13 protein-coding genes are annotated in these 14,772 nt (G+C 73.2%); 4 read left to right on the top strand and 9 right to left on the bottom strand.

All coding sequences use genetic code 11. The features are described 5' to 3' along the window. Positions 1-27: 27 nt before the first annotated feature. On the bottom strand, positions 28-543 hold the full coding sequence (locus ACIGXP_RS31540; RefSeq protein ID WP_363219560.1) for a YwqJ-related putative deaminase: 516 nt from the start codon (positions 541-543) through the stop codon (positions 28-30). A gap of 274 nt (positions 544-817) precedes the next feature. On the opposite strand from ACIGXP_RS31540, the gene ACIGXP_RS31535 reads away from it, so the two are divergent. From ACIGXP_RS31535 to ACIGXP_RS31525, 3 genes are all read left to right on the top strand, one after another. After that, a complete protein-coding gene (locus ACIGXP_RS31535; RefSeq protein ID WP_363219559.1) occupies positions 818-1,858 on the top strand; it encodes an SMI1/KNR4 family protein in 1,041 nt (346 codons plus the stop codon). Between the two features lie 10 nt (positions 1,859-1,868). After that, a complete protein-coding gene (locus ACIGXP_RS31530; RefSeq protein ID WP_399774123.1) occupies positions 1,869-5,078 on the top strand; it encodes an SUKH-4 family immunity protein in 3,210 nt (1,069 codons plus the stop codon). A 285-nt stretch (positions 5,079-5,363) separates the two neighbouring features. Continuing rightward, positions 5,364-6,251: a cellulose-binding protein gene (locus ACIGXP_RS31525; protein ID WP_399774120.1), complete on the top strand. Its 888-nt coding sequence runs from the start codon at positions 5,364-5,366 to the stop codon at positions 6,249-6,251. 78 nt (positions 6,252-6,329) lie between these two features. Here ACIGXP_RS31525 and ACIGXP_RS31520 read toward each other — a convergent pair whose 3' ends face one another. The 8 genes from ACIGXP_RS31520 to ACIGXP_RS31485 all read right to left on the bottom strand — a co-directional run bounded on the left by ACIGXP_RS31520 (position 6,330) and on the right by ACIGXP_RS31485 (position 13,361). Further along, complete coding sequence (locus ACIGXP_RS31520) at positions 6,330-7,976, bottom strand: cation acetate symporter (protein WP_399774116.1); 1,647 nt, start codon at positions 7,974-7,976, stop codon at positions 6,330-6,332. Further along, positions 7,973-8,473, bottom strand: a complete 501-nt coding sequence (locus ACIGXP_RS31515; RefSeq protein ID WP_363215452.1) for a DUF485 domain-containing protein — start codon at positions 8,471-8,473, stop codon at positions 7,973-7,975. Before ACIGXP_RS31515 ends, ACIGXP_RS31520 begins: the two co-directional genes overlap by 4 nt. Positions 8,474-8,823: 350 nt before the next feature. Next, positions 8,824-10,236 (bottom strand): MFS transporter, encoded by a 1,413-nt coding sequence (locus tag ACIGXP_RS31510; protein WP_399774112.1) that lies wholly within the window; start codon positions 10,234-10,236, stop codon positions 8,824-8,826. Between the two features lie 29 nt (positions 10,237-10,265). Beyond that, entirely contained in the window at positions 10,266-11,567 is a 1,302-nt protein-coding gene (locus ACIGXP_RS31505) for an aminotransferase class III-fold pyridoxal phosphate-dependent enzyme (RefSeq protein WP_399774110.1), read from the bottom strand. Positions 11,568-11,609: 42 nt separating this feature from the next. Further along, the gene (locus tag ACIGXP_RS31500) at positions 11,610-12,530 is read right to left on the bottom strand and encodes a hypothetical protein (RefSeq protein ID WP_363215455.1); all 921 of its coding nucleotides are present in this window, start codon (positions 12,528-12,530) and stop codon (positions 11,610-11,612) included. Then, complete coding sequence (locus tag ACIGXP_RS31495; protein ID WP_399774106.1) at positions 12,511-12,858, bottom strand: darcynin family protein; 348 nt, start codon at positions 12,856-12,858, stop codon at positions 12,511-12,513. The genes ACIGXP_RS31500 and ACIGXP_RS31495 overlap by 20 nt, the downstream gene beginning before the upstream one ends. Positions 12,859-12,901: 43 nt before the next feature. Beyond that, the gene (locus ACIGXP_RS31490) at positions 12,902-13,135 is read right to left on the bottom strand and encodes a helix-turn-helix transcriptional regulator (protein WP_351247724.1); all 234 of its coding nucleotides are present in this window, start codon (positions 13,133-13,135) and stop codon (positions 12,902-12,904) included. A 55-nt stretch (positions 13,136-13,190) separates the two neighbouring features. Beyond that, positions 13,191-13,361: a hypothetical protein gene (locus ACIGXP_RS31485; protein WP_363215456.1), complete on the bottom strand. Its 171-nt coding sequence runs from the start codon at positions 13,359-13,361 to the stop codon at positions 13,191-13,193. 195 nt (positions 13,362-13,556) lie between these two features. On the opposite strand from ACIGXP_RS31485, the gene ACIGXP_RS31480 reads away from it, so the two are divergent. Continuing rightward, the gene (locus tag ACIGXP_RS31480) at positions 13,557-14,564 is read left to right on the top strand and encodes a LuxR C-terminal-related transcriptional regulator (protein WP_399774102.1); all 1,008 of its coding nucleotides are present in this window, start codon (positions 13,557-13,559) and stop codon (positions 14,562-14,564) included. Positions 14,565-14,772 lie beyond the last annotated feature (208 nt).

Raw genomic sequence — 14,772 nt, 5'->3', positions numbered from 1 at the left:
GCGGTGTATCGGGATTGACGGTGGTGGTCAGCCGTCGGTTGCCGTGGGGTCGACGATGCGGACGCCGAAGTGGGCGCTGAGGGCGGTGCAGGCGCGGCAGGGGGTGGCGAAGCTGCCGTGGAGGGGGTCGCCGTCCTCGCGTATGCGGCGGGCGGTGAGTTTGGCGTGTTTGAGTGCTTTGCGTGCTTCGCTGTTGGTCATGGGTTTGCGGGCGGCGCGTTTGCTGCGGGTGGCGTCGGCGGCGGTGAGGTGCCGGGAGATGAGGATGGTTTCGGCGCAGCGGCCGGTGAAGCGGTCGCGTTCGCTGCTGGTGAGCGCGTCGAGGAAGTCCTGGACGAGGGGGTGCAGGGCGGGTGGCTGGTCGCTGCGGGCGGCGGTGCCGGTGAGGGTGGCGCCGCGGACGGAGAGGGCGGCGGCGACGGTGGGCAGGATGCCGTCGCGACGGTGGCGGAGGGTGGGGGTGGGGGGTGTGTCGGTGCCGCTCCAGTCGATGCGTGGGTCGCCGGCCCGCACGTCGGTACCTCCGGTTCGCAAGGTGCTCATGATCTTTTTCCCCTCCCCGGGTGTTCCCCGGCATCCCCCGAAGGACACAGGGTGCCAAATGCCGTGGCGGGTGCGGAAGCTGGGGCGGCGCGACACGCCCGGGTCGGGGGTGGGTGGTCACGGTGGGGTGACGGCTGGTCACGGAAGCGGAGGGCTGGTTTCCTCCGGGATGCGGTGGGCCGGTGACCGGGGTTCGTGTACCGCATAGGCTGTCGCCGTTCGCGATCGACACCGCCGATTGAGGCCAGAGAGAACGCCGCAGGGGGCTACCGCCATGACGACAGGTCGGCTCGGGCTGGGGACACCGCCCAGCGGCCAGGCCGGGGGACAAGCCGTGCCGCCGAACGCGGCCTATGCCGGGCAGGTCGTGCATTTCCCGGATCCGGTGCGGGCGGCGCGTCACCCGAGAGGGGTACGGGTCGATGAGCGTGGTTACCCGGATTTCTCTCCGTACGCGCGCGTGGCGGTGGAGATCGCCGAGCCGCCGGAGGGTTTCGGTGTCGACGAGTTGCGGCTGACGGACTATGTGTCGGCGAACGCGGCACTGGCGGCGGCGGAGCACGAGTTGTGGGACACGGTGCCGGATGTGGCGACGCCGCACGGCTGGACGTGGCATCACGTTCCGGGTACGCGGCGGCTGGAGCTGGTTCCGGTCGAGGTGAAGGCGTTGTTGCGGCATCACGGTGGGGTGGCGACGGCGTCGGTGGACCACGGCAAGCGGGGGACGCGGCCGTTGCAGGAGACGCGGCCGGCGCATTTCGGGCTGCCGAAGTCGGGTGTGGCGGTGTCGGAGGCGCAGGTGCAGGGCGTCGAGGAGGATCTGGGGTACCGGCTTCCGGGCGCCTACCGCTCGTTCCTGAAGGCGGCGGGCGGGTGTGCGCCGGTGGGTACGGCGCTGGACGCCGAGTTGGGTCTGCTGCTGGACCAGCCGTTCTTCACGGTGCGCGACGAGGCGGCGGTCAACGACCTGGTGTACGTGAACAAGTGCCTGCGTGACCATCTGACGAAGGATTACCTCGGGGTGACGTTCGTGCAGGGCGGGTTGCTCGCGGTGAAGGTGAAGGGCGAGCGGCCCGGTTCGGTGTGGTTCTGCGCGTACGACGACGTGCGTGATGTGGATCCGTCGTGGTCGCCGGCGGAGCGGGTGGAGCGTCTGCTGCTGCCGTGCGGTGACGACTTCGACGCCTTTCTGTCGCGGCTGGCGGGCAGTCCGCCGGAGTTGGAGACGGTGGCGAATCTGATGGTCGACGGCGGCTTCGCCCGTGTTGTTCCGGTGTCTTCCGGTGCGGCGTCGTCCGGCCCGGTGGGGGAGTGAGTTTCAGGCGATGGTGACCTATGCGCAGGCGCAGGAGCGCGCCGAGGAGTGGATCAACGGTGACGTGCCCGCGTACCAGCATCGTGAGGTGCGGGTGCGGGAGTTCGAGCTGGGTTTCGTGGTGTGGGGTGAGGACCGGGCGGAGGGGCCGCGGGCGGACGCGGGTGCGCAGCGGCTGGTGATCGCCCGGGACAGCGGTGAGGCCACGCTGTGGCCGGCGCTGCCGGTGGGTGAGGTGATCCGCCGGTACGAGGAGGAGTACGGCCGTGCCGATGGGCCGCAGGACGCGGTTCCGGCGCCGGCGGCCGCCCGGGTGGACCTCAATCAGACGTCGTTCCTGCTGACTCCTCCGGAGTGGCTGCAGGAGGCGGCGGACAAGCTGGGTCTCGGGGATCGGGGGGCCGGGACCGGGGCTGGGGCCGGGGCTGGTGCGGGTGTCGGCGCTTCGGGCGCGGGGTCCGGTGCTTCGGGCGCGGGCGCGGGCGCGGGTTCCGGGGACGGTGCCGGTTCGGAGGCGTCCGGTGCCGGTGGCGGGGCTTCGTCCGGTGGGGCGGGGTTGGCGGAGACGCAGGGCGGGGTGCCGGCGGTCGCCTCCGGGGTGTCCGGGGCGACGGGTGGGGCGCAGGGCGGGCCGGGTGCGCCGGGCGCCTCCGGTGGGCCCGGGGCGCCTGCTCCGCACGGTGCGCCTTCCGCGGATGTGCCGGTGGGGGCCACGCCCTGGGCCGGCACCGACACGAACGCGGGTTCCGGTGAGGACGACCGTTCGGTGCCGTTGCCCGCGACGGTGTTCGCGCCGCCGCTGAGCGACTCCGCCGACGAGGCGCCGACGCCGCCGGTGAGCGCACCGGATGCGAAGACGGCGCTCATGTCGGGGGGCAGCCAGCTGCCGCCGACGGCGGTCGCTCCGGCGCTCGACTCCACGAACGCGCCGGGCGCGCAGGGCTTCCCGCCGGGCGCTCAGGGCGGCCCGCCCGCTCCCGGTGGTGCGCCCGGGGCGCCTGGCATCACGTACACGCCGGGCGCGCCCGGTGCACCCGGGGCGCCCGCTGCTCCCGGTGCGCCGGCTGTTCCGCAGGGCAGTACGCCCCCGCCGCCGCCCGGCACGCCGCCGTACGGCCACCCGCAGCCGCCGGCGGCTCCCGGCACGCCTGCGCCGGGCGTACCCGCGTACCCGCCGGCGCCCGGAGCTCCGTTCCCGCCCCCCGCCGCTCCAGGTGCGCCGGGCACGCCGCAGGGCAACACGCCCCCGCCGCCGTCCCCGGGCGTCCCGACGTACGGCTATCCGCAGGGTCCCGGCGCCCCGCAGGCTGCCCCTGGTTACGGCTACCCGCAGGCGCCGGGTGGTGCGGCGGGCGCGCCGCAGCCGCCGGCCGACACGGGTGCGTCCGCGCGTCATCTCGCGCCGAACGCAGGGGACATCGCGGATGCCGCGACGAGCAAGGCCGCGCCGCCGCCGAAGAAGGCGCGCGGTGGAGTGGGTGCGCCGCCTCCGCCGCCGAGCGCTCCTGGCACGCCGGGCGCGCGCCCGGGGGGTGCGGCGACGCCGCCCGCGCCGGGTGCGCCTGCCGGTGGATATGTGCCGACGCAGCTGGTGTCGGCGCTCGGACCGGAGGGACCCGACGGCCCGGGTGGCGCGGAAGGGGTGCAGGCTCCGGGCGCCCCGCAGCCGCCGGCCGCCCCTCCCGGCAGCGTGCACCATGCGGCCACGATGCTGGCCGACCCCAGCCAGTTGGGCGGGGGCGCGCCGCAGCCGCCGGGTGCCCCGGGTGTTCCGGGTGCGCCGGGCGCGCAGGGTGGTCCTGGCGCTCCGGGCATGCCGAATCCGCCCGGCGCTCCTGCGGCTCCGGGCGCTCCGGGCATGCCGCCCGCGCCTGGCGCGCCGCAACCTCCGGGCGCTCCCGCAGGCCCCGGTGCCCCCGGCACACCGCCGCCGCCGAGCGCCCCTGGTGGTCCGGGCGCGCCCGGCGCTCCCGGAGGCGGGCGCGGGACCGTGCATCACGCGGAGACGGTGCTGGCGGCACCGCCCGTGGCAGGTCCGGGCGCACCCCCGCCGCCGCCCGCCCCCGGCGCACCCGGTGCGCCGGGCGCTCCCGGCATGCCTCCAAGTGCTCAAGGTGCTCCCGGCATGCCTCCGGGTGTTCCGGGCGGTCCGGGTGCGCCGCAGCCGATGGCGCCGGGTGCGATGCCGCCGCCGGGCGCGCCGGTTCCGGGGCAGCCGCCCGCGTACGGGTATCCGCAGCAGGGGCAGCCGACGGTCGGGCCGGGCTATCAGGCGGTGCTGCGCTACCGCGCGCAGGACGGTTCGGAGCAACAGCTGATCCGGCGTTCGGCGCCGGGCACCCCGCACCCGGAGTGGCAGATCTTCCACGAGCTGCGGGCGATGAACGTGCCGCCGGACCAGGTGCTGGAGCTGCACACGGAGCTGGAGTCGTGCGAGCTGCCGGGCGCCTACTGTGCGCGGATGATCCGGGAGCAGTGGCCGCAGGCGCGGATCACGAGCATCGCGCCGTACGGCACGGACCATGCGAGCCGGCAGCAGGGCATGCAGCAGTTGCTGGCCCACCAGGGCGAGTTGCACCAGGTGGCGGACGGCCCCGCGCGGCCGGCGCCGGTGCGGGCTCCGCTGCCGCCGGTGCAGGCGGCGCCGCCGATCCCGCCGGAGGCCATCGGGCAGGAGCTGGCGGCGGTGTTCGGGCCGGGGGTGTTCCGGTTCGAGCAGCAGGCGGTGTCGCGGCAGGGGGTGCCGCCGGTGGTGGCGCACACGCTGGTGGTGGCCGGTCTGCCGGTGGACATGGGCCCGTTCTTCTGGGCGCAGGCCCAGCCGGGCCGCCCGGTGCCCACGCTGGCGGAGCTGGCGGCCGAGCGCGGGGTGCAGCCGGCGGCGGACGCGGGTTCGTATCTCGTCATGGGCACCGACTTCGGCAAGGCGGTCTGTGTGCAGTACGGGACGGCGAACATCGTGGCCGTGCCGGTCGAGGCGGGGCCGGGCGGGGCTCCGGTGCCGCCGCAGTTCGTGAACACGGGGCTGCCGGAGTTCGTCCGCTGCCTGGCCCTGCTGGGCCGGATGTGGCGGCTGCGGTACGGGCTGAACCAGGAGCAGGCGGGCCGTTGGACCGTCGACTTCCAGGCGCAGCTGGCCGCCCTGGACCCGGCGGCGCTCGGTTCGCCGGAGAGCTGGTGGTCGGTGCTGCTGGAACAGATGTGGGACGGGCTGCTGTAGGGACGCCCACCGCACGGGAACACAGTCGTGCCCTTCACGCGTGCGTGAAGGGCACGACGCTTTTCCGGTCGTGCTTCTGGTCGTGCCGGTCGGCCGAACGGGTGGCCGCGGCCGTGCTCTCCGGTCGTTCCGGGGCGGCGGATTCGCTGCACTCCGGGCGTGAGATGCGCGAGCGTGAGCCTGATGCGACCGCGGAGTGTCGCGTTATGTACGGTTACGTCCCATCCATCAAGATATGCGCGAAATCATTCTGTCGTGTATGTCCGGTGGAGAGGGGTTCCCAGGGTGAGCAGTGCATCGGAGTCGCCGCACGGCTTTGTGACCGTCCGGGGGCGCGGCTACCGCACCGATCAGGTCGACGCCTACCTGGAGGCGTTGTCGTACGACCGCGATGCCGCGTGGGAACGTGCCGCGCGGCTGACCGTGCTCGCCAAGGACATGGAGGCGGAGGCCGCGCGGATGCGCGAGGTCGTCGCCCAGCTTCCGCCGCAGACATACGAGTCGCTCGGGGGGCGCGCACGGCGCTTGTTCCAGCTCGTGCAGGAGGAGGCGGCGGACCTCCGCGAGCGCACGCGGCGGGAATCGCAGCGGCAGATCGCGCAGGCCGAAGCGCGCGCCGACAGCGCACGCCGGAAGGCGCACGAAGCGGCGGACGCGCTCCGCGCGCAAGCGGACGAACACGCCCGCCGGCGGCTGCTCTCCGCGCGCGCCGAGGCCGACGGCATCCGCGTCAGGACGCGGCGCGAGGTGAGGAGAAGACGCGCGGAGGTGCTCGCCGCGTTGCGTGAAGTGCGGCAGCGCTCGACCGGCTTGACCGCCCAGCTGTCCCGGGAGCAGGCCGAGCGGTGGGCCGAGGTCGAGCGTGAGGAGGCCGAGCGGATCGCAGCCCTGGATGCCCGGTATGCCGAGCGGATGAGCCGGGCCGAGGCGGCGCTGGCCGACGCCGAGCGGGTCTTCGCCGAGGCCGAGGAGTTCGCGCGCCGCACCCAGGAGGACGCGTGCGCGCGCGCCGCCGACATCATCGCCGACGCGCGCGTGCACGAGGAGCGCATCGCCCGGGAGACCGAACGGGTGTTGCGGGAGCACGGTGATGCCTGGGACGACGTGCGCGCCCACATGGACGAGGCCCGCAGCAACCTGATCTCCCTGACGGGAAGAACGGCGATGGAATGACCACCCGGGCCCGCGCCCTGGCCGTCGTCGCCGGTCACCGCCGTGGCTGCCGCGCCCAGCGGGCCGGGCGCGGCGCGGTCACCCTCCCTCCCGCACCGCGCCCGCCAGAATGCGGCCTTCCACCGCCTCGTACTGGTGGCGTTGCTGTTCCGCCTCGGCGCGGCCGGAGAGCACCGTGCCCAGCCAGCCGAAGAGGAAGCCGGCCGGGATGGAGACGATGCCGGTCGTGGTGAACGGGAACCAGTTGAAGTCGGCGTGCGGGAAGGCCGAGACGGGTGAGCCGGAGACCAGATTGGTGCCCGGCATCAGCAGCAGCACGGTCAGCGAGCCCCCGATCAGCGTGCTCAGCAGCCCGCTGCGGGTGTAGCGGCGCCAGAAGAGCCCGTAGACCAGGGCGGGTGCGATGGCCGAGGCGCCCAGGCAGAAGGAGAGCGTCACGAGGGGCTGCAGGCTGTGGTGCTGCACCAGCGTGGCCAGCAGGATCGTCGGCACGCCTGTGGCGAGCGCCGAGATGCGGGCCAGGGCCATCTCGCGCCGGGCCGGCATCTCCTGCACGCGGGCCGCGAACACGTCGTGTGCGAGGGAGTTGGCGCAGGCGAGGATCATCCCGGCCACCGATGCGAGCAGGGTCAGGAAGATCGCTGTGGTCACCATGGTGAACAGGAAGGTCTCCGCGTTCGACACGTCCGCGCCGAACGCCGCCCGGGAGCCCAGCAGATAGGCGGTGTTGCCCTGCGGGTCGGCCCCGGAGATCACGGCGCGGCCGACCAGTGCCGTGGCGCCGAATCCCACCACCATGATGATCAGTACGAACAGGGCGACGATCGACACCGCCCAGGACATCGAGCGGCGTACCTGGCGGGCGCTGGAGGCGGTGTACATGCGCATGGTGATGTGCGGCAGGACGCCGCCGCCCAGCACCACGGTCAGCTGCGAGGCGATCATGTCGAGGCGGGACCTGCCGGAGGTGCCGAACTCCAGCCCCGAGTGCAGGAAGGCCGGTCCGGCGCCGCTCTGCCGTGAGGCCGCGGTGAACAGGGCGCCCGGGTCCCAGTCGAAGCGGTGCAGGATCAGTACGGCGACCACGGCGCCCGAACCGACCAGCATCACGATCTTCAGGATCTGGATGAGCGCGGTGCCCTTCATGCCGCCGATCGCCGCGTAGGCGATCATCAGGGCGCCGAGTCCCATGACGCATCCGGTCTTCAGCGACTCGTTGGAAAAGCCCAGGATGAACGCCATGAGCTGCCCGCATCCGGCGAGTTGGACCAGCATCAGCGGCAGCAGGGCGGCGATGGTCACCGCGCAGGCCGTGATGCGCACACAGCGGCCCGGCAGCCGGCGGGCCAGCGCGTCGCCCATGGTGAACCGGCCGGCGTTGCGCAGCGGTTCGGCCAGCAGGAACATCAGCAGCATCAGCGACAGCGCCGTACTGAGCGCGAGGACGACGCCGTCGTAGCCGCACAGGGCGATCACTCCGCCGGTGCCGAGGACGGTGGCCGCGGAGATGTAGTCGCCGGCGATGGCGAGGCCGTTGCGCAGCGGGGACAGGGAGCCGTAGCCGGTGTAGAACTCGTCGAGGTCGTCCCGGTCGGGGCCGGTCATCACACAGAGCAGCAGGGTCACCGTGGCGACGGTGGAGAAGGCGACCAGGGACATGGCCTGGCCCGAGCCGCTGAAACCGGTGAAGCCTCCGACGGCCGGGGTGCCCGTGGCGGCGGTCATCGGGTCGCTCCTCGGCGTGCGTCCAGTTCGGTCTCCTTGCGGATGCGGTCCGCGAGCGGATCGACGTGCCGGCGCGCGGTGTGCTCGTACAGGGCGATCGCCAGCCAGGTGACGGGGAGTTGGACCAGGGCGAGCAGCAGGCCGGTGGGGATGCCGTCGGCGAAGGTGCGCGTCATGACGCCCGGCGCGCACGCGGACAGGACCAGGAACAGCGTGAAGTAGCCCAGCGCGGTGAGCGTGGCGGTGCGCCGCTGCCAGCGGTAGGCGCTGCGCAGCACGCGCAGATCGCTGTGGTGGCCGAGGGGTTCGCGGGGCGGGCGGTGACCCGGGCGGGGCGGCTCGGGCGGCGCGGGCTGCCAGGGGTAGGTGTAGGACGGCGGGGACGGGGCGTACGACGGCTGGGCGTAGGACGGCGGGGGCGGGGCGTACGACGGGTGGGCGTAGGGCTGTTGGGCGTAGGGCTGTTGGGGTGGGGTGTGCGGCGGGTCGTAGGACATCCCGGGGCTCCTTGCGTGGCTCGGGTCCGTGGCGGCGGACCGCAGGGAGGTGGGGGGAGCGGAGCCACGCACGCTACCCGCGCGGTCCGGGGCCGCGCGGGCTTTTCACCGAACTGGCCGGTCGGTATGCGCTTACTGCGCAAAAACGCGTCTGTCCTCGGGTGTCACCCGCAGGGGCCGAGCCCGTCGGGTGGGCGGGCGCGGCACCGGTGAAGGGGGACAGCACCTGGGCCGGCGGGCTGTCGGTCGGCATGTCCGTCTCCTTGAAGCTGCCGTCCTCCTCGAAGCTGTCGTCGCCGGCCCGGCGGGAGGGTGGCTGCCCGCCGGGCCGGACCGTGGCCGACCGGTGGTCAGTGGCGGCGGGGCAGACGCAGGGCTCCGGCGAGGGTGAGCAGTCCGATCACGGCGAGGGCCGCGAAGGCGGTGGTGTAGGAGCCCGTCGAGGCGCCGTGGGAGCCGTGGCCGGCGGCGCTGAGCTGGATGGAGGCGAGCAGGTTGACGCCGACGGCGGCACCGATGTTCCGGCACAGGGTGACGGCGGCGGTGTAGGCGCCGAGCCACTGGGCCGGGGCGGTGTTCTGGGTGTGGACCAGGCTGGTGGTGGCGACGAACCCGGTGCCGAGACCGGCCAGGGACTCGCCGGCGACGGCCAGCGGCAGCGAGTGGGCGGCGCCCGCGGCGAGCAGCGCGGGGCCGGCCGCCAGCAGCAGACCGCCGATGGCGGCGGTGGCGCGCGGGCCGAGGCGCTGCAGCAGGCCGCCGCACACGGCCGAGCCGACCACCCAGCCGAGCGCGCCGGTGATGACGAACAGTCCGCTCTCGGTCGCGCCGGCCGCGCCGCCCGCGGTGAGGGCCAGCGGCAGCAGGGTCACCGAGGCGTACAGCACGGCGGCGGCGCCGACCGCGAGCAGCCCGGAGACGCGCTGGTCGCCCTGGGTGGCGAAGGCGGACGGGACCAGGGCCGCGGCGGGGCGGCGCCGGACCAGGACGATGTGCGCGGCGAGGCCGAGGAAGGTCACCAGGGCGAGTGCGACGACGTAGGGGGCGCGCACGTGCAGGGCGGGCGCCTGGATGAGCAGGAGCAGACCCCCCAGGCCGGCCGCGAAGGACAGCAGTGCGCCGGGGCTGATCACGCGCGGGGCGGTGGCCGGGGCGGCGGGCACCTTGCGGACCAGTACGGCGGCGACGGCTGCCAGCGGCAGGTTGAGCAGGAAGATCCAGCGCCAGCCGACGGTGGCCTGGGCGGCCGTGCCCAGTGCGGGTCCGGCGACGGCGGCCAGGCCCCACACCGAGGACAGCATGCCCTGCATACGGCCGCGTTCACTGGCGTCGAAGGCCTGGCCGATCAGCACGTAGGTCAGCGCGGCGACGGCGCCGGCGCCGATGCCCTGGGCCGCGCGGGCGATGATCAGCAGGGGCATGGTGTGCGCGGCGGCGACGCCCGCGGAGGCGGCGGCGAACACGGTGAGGGCGGCCAGCATCGCCCGGCGCCCGCCCCAGCGGTCGGCGGCCGCCCCGGCGACCGGTGTGACGAGCACACTGGCCAGCAGGAACGCGGAGATCAGCCAGGAGTACAGATCCTGGCGGCCGAGCTGGCCGGCGATGGTCGGCAGCAGCGAGCCGACGACGGTGGAGTCGGCCGCGGCGAGGAACAGGGAGAGCAGGACACCCGCGAGCAGCGCGGTGCGGCCGGCGGGGGCCGCGGGCGGCTCGGGGGCGGGCGGGGCCGTGGTGGCCGGCCGGGGGGCTGTCGTGTGTGACATGTCGGTCCTTGAGGGTCGTGGCGTGGGGTTCACCAGTCGGTGGGTGTCCGGAAGGGGCCGAGTCCGCGCAGGAGGTGGCCGAGTCCACCGGTACGGGGGCGGGGCCGGCCGTCCAGCCAGGTGAGGGTGGCCTCCAGGGCGGCCAGCACGTGGTCGATCTGTCGTTCGGTGACGGTGAGCGGTGGGCAGAACGGCAGCACGGGGTGAGCGGTACGGCCGCCGGGGTGGTGCCGGGAGTGGCCGGTGCGCAGGCCGTGGCCGGCGAGCATCATCGAGATCTGGAACTCGGCGGAGGAGTCGCGGGTGCGCAGACCGGTCATCAGGCCGGTGCCGACGGCGCCGAGCAGATGGGCGGGGTGACGCCGGCAGGCGTCCTCTAATCCGGCCAGCAGCCGGGGGCCGAGCCGGGCGGCGTGGGCCGGCAGGTCGAGGTCGGCGGTTTCCCGGACCGCGGCGCAGGCGGCGGCCAGCGACAGCGCGGAGGGGCCGCCGTGGGGGAGCGGGTGGTCCTCGACGGCCCCGGCGAGGGCCGTGCCGAGCGCGCAGACGCCGACGCGGGGAAAACCGGCCCCCGCTTTGGACAGGAGCATGACATCAGGGACCACGGCGTCGTGGTCCACGGCGAACATCCTGCCCGTGCGGCCGAGACAGGTCTGGAACTCGTCCGCGACGAGCAGCGTGCCCGTGCGGGCGCAGGCCTCGGCGACCCGGCCGACATAGCCGCGCGGCGGCACGGTCAGCCCGGGGCCGTCGAGCACCGGCTCCAGGAACACCGCCGCGACCGACCGGTCAGCCAGCGCCCGGCCCATCGCCTCCGCGTCCCCGTACGGCACTTCGACCATCCCGTCGACGCGGCCGAGGGTCACACCGTGATGCCCGCCCGCGGCCACGGCCACCTGCCGCCGGGCGGGCCGCGCGCGCCGCACGGCACGCAGGGCGACGTCACAGACCTCGGCCGCGGAACTCCCGAGGACGTACTGGTCGAGCCCGTCGGGGAGCACGGAGCGCAGCAGACCGAACAGGTCGGCGACAGCGCCGGAGGCAGCGCCCTCGTGCGCACCGCCCCGCCGGTCGTGCACCGGCCGGCCCACGCCTTCCGGCGCGCCGTCGCGCCGGCGGCGGGATGCCTCGGTCCTGTCCCCGCGCCCGCCGGCGCGACCGTCTCCCGTCACGCCGTAGGAACTCGCGGACAACGCCCGCCCCGTACCAGGGGCCGCCCCCCACGCCTGCCCGGCCGCGCTGCCGTCCGGGCTCGGAGGGCGCGGGCCGGTCAGGAAGGGCTCGGGGTCGTCGGTCAGGTCCAGGTAGCGGGGCGGGGCGCTGGCGGTCACGTGGGGTCGGCTTTCGTCAAAGGGGGCGGGCGGGATGCGGCGTCAGGCGTGGACGTGGTCGCTGCCCGAGAACTCCACCAGCAGCGCACGCGTCGCGGCGTCGATGTGCTCGTCCACCGGGACCGGCGGCCAGGACTCGGCCAGGGCCGCGCGGAAGGCGCCGGTGAGCTGCTGCTGGATCTGCCAGGCCCGGTTGCCGGGCTGGTGGTCGAGGCCGAACAGCTCGCGGACCAGGTCCTGGAAGCGGTTGGCCAGTTCGCGGTCGAGCTCCTCGGTGCCCCGGAACAGCTCGTAGGCGCGATCCCGCTCGGCCTCGGTGAGGGAGGGGATCACATGCTCCAGGACGACGTGGTCGACCTGCACGTGCCGGGCCTCGTCCATGCCGTGTGCCCACAGCAGCCGGGTCAGGAAGTGCTTCTGCCCCGGGTCGAGGTGCGCGGTGCGCTTCTCGAACACGGTGATGACCGACTCGCCGATGTACGCCGACATGCACATCGCGGCGAGCTTCACGTACGGCGAGTCGTCGCCCTGGTACAGCGCGAGCCGCTCCATGAAGAGGGAGTCGGCCAGCTTCACGTCCTTGCCTGCCAGTTCGCGTACGTAGCGGTAGAAGAAGTCGGAGTGCAGATACTCCTCGGCCGCGAACAGGTTGAGGGCGTGGTGGAGGTCGTAGCCGGCGCTCAGCGGCGAGTCGTCGGCACCGAGCTGGGCGGTGATGATGCCGAACACGGCGGACACGTGCCGCTCGATCTCGGCGAGCTGGGCCAGCTCCTTGACCAGGTAGGCGCTGGCCTCGACCCCTTTGCCGGGGCGGTCGTAGACGACCCGGGAGAGGAAGTCCAGCTCCGTCTCGTCGGGACGGCCCGGCCAGCCCAGCAGGTTGGGGTGCAGGGTCTGCTCGTGGGCGTCGGCGTAGATGTCCCGCAGCCTGCCCCGGGCGTCGTCAGCGGTCGTCGTCAGCATGGAGAACCTCCTGGGCGAAGTGCCGGTAGCCGTCGGCGAGTCCGACGTGGATGACATCGATGCGGGCCAGCCCCTGGGCGAAGAGCGGGGTGTCGCGCAGTTCCTCGATGAAGAAGTAGTAGGCGGTCAGGTCCTCGGTCTCGATGAACGCGAAGTCCGTCGGCGACGCCGAGAACGCCTCGGCGTCGTACTGCTGGATGCTCAGCCGGCCGGTGTATTTGGCGTAGAGGGGCGCGAGGTGCTCCTGCTGGAACTGCTCGCGCTCGTCCCAGCTCTTGGCGAGCCAGGCGGGGCTGAAGGTGTAGCCGATGAAGATGCCGTACTTCACAGCCTTTTCCTGGGTGTTCGTGGGTGGGCGCGGACCGTGCTCGTCACAGCCGCAGTTCGAAGGCGAGCCGTACCAGCTGGGCGCGATTGTCGAGGCCGTATTTGGCCCTGATCCGCCGCAGGTACGTGTGGACGGTGTACGGGCTGATGCCCATGCGCTTCGCGGTCTGGGAGTCGGTGTAACCGCGGGCTATGTAGCCCAGCGCCTCCTGCTCCCGGGGCGCCAGCTCCGGCGCCTGCAACTCCACGCGACGCGCCGGCGGGGCGGTGGTGGGCATGCGTGTCCTCCGTGCGGAATTGAATATTCCGTTACAACGGCCGTTATGCCGGCCGTTACGCGGTGGGCTTCACGACGCCCCATTCCGTGGTGCCGCCCGGCGAGGCGGCCGCGGAAACCGCCGTCGCGGATCTGGAGTTACCGGCGTGGGCGACGGCCTGGCCGAGCGTGCCGAAGCCGGAAGTCAGGGTCGCGATGACGACGAGAGCGGTGCTGGCGAACTTCATTTCATCCCCCATTGATTGAAGCGCGGCATGAAGCCGACTATCGCGTTGCAGTGGTTTTCGGGACCGCCCGCTGCGGGCACTTTCCCTGGCCACGATCTTGCCTGGATTTGATTCGGCCAAGCCAGCCCGACAAGGGATCATGAGCATGCACGCATCAACAGGAAGCGTGAACAAAGTGGGGTAGATGTGGACATCATGGATGGCTGGGTAGGGCTTCCCCGGCTGGACGGCGACGCCACCGCCGTCTACGAGTGCGCGTTGCGCCAGGACAGCCTGGACGTCGACCAGGTCGTCGCCGTACTCGGGCTGACCAGGGAGCAGGTGGAGGCCGCCGCGGAGAAGCTGAAGGTGCTCCATCTGCTGCGCCCCAAGCCGGGCGACCCCTCGGCGCTGGTGGCGGTCAGCCCCGACGCGGCGGCCGGCGAGCTGCTCGCACCGGTCGAACTCGCGCAACGCCGCAGGCAGCAGGCGATCGACGGAATCCGTGTCGACCTCGCCGCGCTCACCTCGGTCTACCGGGCGGCCCGTCGCGAGCGCGGCCGCGACGCCGCGGTCAGCGTGGTGCCCGAGGTCGGCGAGGTGCTCTCGCTGCTGCGCAACGCCACCGCCCGGTGCACGGAGATCTCCGCCATCCAGCCGGCCCGGCGGCGCACCGGCACTTTGCTCAGCGACGTCCTGCCGCGCGACCTCGCCATGCTGGAACGCGGTGTCACCATGCGCTCACTCGTCCAGCACACCGCACGCTACGACCTGGAATACCAGAGCTATGTGGAACAGGTCGCGGGATATCGCGCCGAAATGCGGACGCTGGAGGAACTTCCCGACCGGATGATCATCTTCGACCGGGAGACGGTCTTCCTGCCCACTCCGGGAAACCGGGGCGGCGCGGCCGTCGTCCACGAACCCAGCGCGGTTCAGTACCTGTGCGGTGTTTTCGACCATCTCTGGGACGTGGCCCTTCCCTTCGAAGGCGGAGCCGCCGTCACCACGACCATCAGCGACCTCGTGAAGAAACGCATCGTGCGACTTCTCGCCGAAGGGGCGAAGGACGAGGTCATCGCCCGCCGGCTGGCGATGTCGGTGCGCACCGTGCGCAAGCACATCTCGGAGATCACCCAGACCCTCGGCGCCGAAAGCAGGTTCCAGGCCGGGGTTCTGGCCGCCCGGGCCGGACTGACCGAATACGAGTCGACGCCCGACTGAACCTGCGCCGAACAACGCGTCCTTTCCTCCGCCCCGCCGCTGTTCTCCTCAGTGGCGGGGCGCGCGCGGTACGCGCGAATATCAGCCGTCCCGGCCACGGTCAAGACACTGTTTCTCGCGACTTTTTCCCGGCTTTCCGGATCCCGAAGATGGATCACGTCGAGGTCCCTCGGCGGACACCGCAGCGAACGGTGTTCCCAGGGAACCG

It is taken from the genome of Streptomyces sp. NPDC053069 (genome assembly GCF_044546895.1).
Classification (GTDB): domain Bacteria; phylum Actinomycetota; class Actinomycetes; order Streptomycetales; family Streptomycetaceae; genus Streptomyces.
The sequence above is the reverse complement of the archived record's forward strand: the minus strand, read 5'-3'. Positions and strand labels throughout refer to the sequence as shown.

Bases quoted from the DNA above. Each gene is read 5' to 3' on its own strand.
- ACIGXP_RS31520 (WP_399774116.1), bottom strand. From the start codon at position 7,976: ATGACCGCCGCCACGGGCACCCCGGCCGTCGGAGGCTTCACCGGTTTC.
- ACIGXP_RS31540 (WP_363219560.1), bottom strand. From the start codon at position 543: ATGAGCACCTTGCGAACCGGAGGTACCGACGTGCGGGCCGGCGACCCA.
- ACIGXP_RS31485 (WP_363215456.1), bottom strand. From the start codon at position 13,361: ATGAAGTTCGCCAGCACCGCTCTCGTCGTCATCGCGACCCTGACTTCC.
- ACIGXP_RS31530 (WP_399774123.1), top strand. From the start codon at position 1,869: ATGGTGACCTATGCGCAGGCGCAGGAGCGCGCCGAGGAGTGGATCAAC.
- ACIGXP_RS31480 (WP_399774102.1), top strand. From the start codon at position 13,557: ATGGATGGCTGGGTAGGGCTTCCCCGGCTGGACGGCGACGCCACCGCC.
- ACIGXP_RS31500 (WP_363215455.1), bottom strand. From the start codon at position 12,530: ATGCTGACGACGACCGCTGACGACGCCCGGGGCAGGCTGCGGGACATC.
- ACIGXP_RS31490 (WP_351247724.1), bottom strand. From the start codon at position 13,135: ATGCCCACCACCGCCCCGCCGGCGCGTCGCGTGGAGTTGCAGGCGCCG.
- ACIGXP_RS31510 (WP_399774112.1), bottom strand. From the start codon at position 10,236: ATGTCACACACGACAGCCCCCCGGCCGGCCACCACGGCCCCGCCCGCC.
- ACIGXP_RS31535 (WP_363219559.1), top strand. From the start codon at position 818: ATGACGACAGGTCGGCTCGGGCTGGGGACACCGCCCAGCGGCCAGGCC.
- ACIGXP_RS31515 (WP_363215452.1), bottom strand. From the start codon at position 8,473: ATGTCCTACGACCCGCCGCACACCCCACCCCAACAGCCCTACGCCCAA.